Consider the following 1,674-nt stretch of genomic DNA (forward strand, 5'->3'; position numbering starts at 1 on the left):
CACGTCGCTTGCTAGCCTTGCTGGCCTTTCCTCGACGTGGGGCGGGAGTATTGCGACCGAACTGCTCGCCGTCAACGCTGTTTGCGAAGAACCGAAGAAATTGTTTGAAAACCTGCAACTCAGCTGCCAAGCAGTGACTGAAACATCGACCGACAGCTTCCGCTTGGCAATTTGAAATCGCTGATATTTGCGATCCATTCAAACCAAACGACAGGAAACCTGAACATGTGCACGCGGCAAACTCTTTCGTTCATCCCCTTGGTATTCGGCCTGTTGCTTTCCGGTGCTGTCCAGGGACAATCGAAAACCTTCTATCCGCTGACATTCAAAAAAAGCCCTGCCCCGCCAGTCCAGGAACCGGCATTCAACTACTTCGATGCGACAGACCAAGGCTCGGGCATCAACAACCGCTTCCTGCTGGCCCACCTCAGCATGGCGGCCTACAACAATACCGGTCTGAGCGAGGCCGACTACGACGCTTACCTATTGGCCCAATACTCGCTACACGGCGTCCTGGATGTCGAACCCTTTCACGACGCACAAACCGGAGCGGACGGAGCCATCTTTGTCACCAACGATGCCGTCATCGTGGCTTGTCGGGGAACGTCCGGCAGCCTAACCAATCTAGCTGACCACTACGCTGATCTGGACAAACGCGTCAAGCTGGTCAAAATCGGCAGTCGTGAAGTTGGTGTGCACCAAGGTTTCTGGGATGCAGCCTTCAGCGTCTACCCCGAAGTCTGGTCTCGCGTTGCCACCGAAGTTGCATCCGGTCGCAGACTCTGGCTGACCGGCCACAGCCTGGGAGGAGCAACTGCGTCGATGCTGGCTTTCCGATTGCAATACATGGACAACATCCCGGTCCAGGGTTTGATCACCTATGGGGCTCCTCGCGTGGGCAATGACCATTTCTACAAGATGGCCGAAAACCCAGCGGCAGGTGGCCGAGCCCTGACCGAATCGACGCAGCGATTTGTACTCGCTGGAGACGTTGCTGCGACCTTCTGGAAAGATGGATTGGACAGCCACGGCCGAAAACACACCTTCCATCACTTCGGTATCACTCACACCATTTTCCGGAACGGAAACGTCTACGATTTCGACTATTTCAGCGGCGAATTGCCGATGGGATACATTCCGCGAACGATGATTCCCTGGATCCTAACCTTCGGAATCCACATGGAATACGAAGACGCGCTGTACCAGGAAACCACAAGCTTGCTGCTGGCCGTCCAAGACGATGAAGTCTACAACGCCTTCAATGCCCTCCCGTCAAACTAGGCCAACTCACCTCACCGAGAGTGGGAACGTAGCTGGGCCCGCCAGGGTTCAGACGGGCTGCAAGACCAGTGGAACTGAACCGTGGCCGGTCCAGCTACGAGAGGCATCGGAGCTCACGCTTCAGCGCGCCCATTCACTCCACACCAACAAGAGACCCCATTCGCAGCGGCAGCAGCAACGTAGCTGGGCCCGCCAGGGTTCAGACAGGCTGCAAGACCAGTGGAACTGAACCGTGGCCGGCCCAGCTACGAGAGGCACCGGAGTTCACGCTTCAGCGCGCCCAGTCACTCCGCACCGACCAGAGACCCCGTCCGCAGCGGCAGCAGAAACGTAGCTGGGCCCGCCAGGGTTCAGACAGGATGCAAGACCAGCGGATCTGAACCGTGGCCGGTC

At 57.3% G+C, this 1,674-nt stretch carries 1 protein-coding gene; it reads left to right on the forward strand.

The features are described from left to right. Positions 1-225 precede the first annotated feature (225 nt). On the forward strand, positions 226-1,281 hold the full coding sequence (locus NHH03_RS27755) for a lipase family protein (RefSeq protein ID WP_253161619.1): 1,056 nt from the start codon (positions 226-228) through the stop codon (positions 1,279-1,281). Positions 1,282-1,674: the final 393 nt, after the last annotated feature.

It is taken from the genome of Stieleria tagensis (genome assembly GCF_024129865.1).
Taxonomy (GTDB): domain Bacteria; phylum Planctomycetota; class Planctomycetia; order Pirellulales; family Pirellulaceae; genus Stieleria; species Stieleria tagensis.

What these genes read in the sequence shown, in the direction of transcription:
- NHH03_RS27755 (WP_253161619.1), top strand. Translation starts at nt 226, where the DNA reads ATGTGCACGCGGCAAACTCTTTCGTTCATCCCCTTGGTATTCGGCCTG.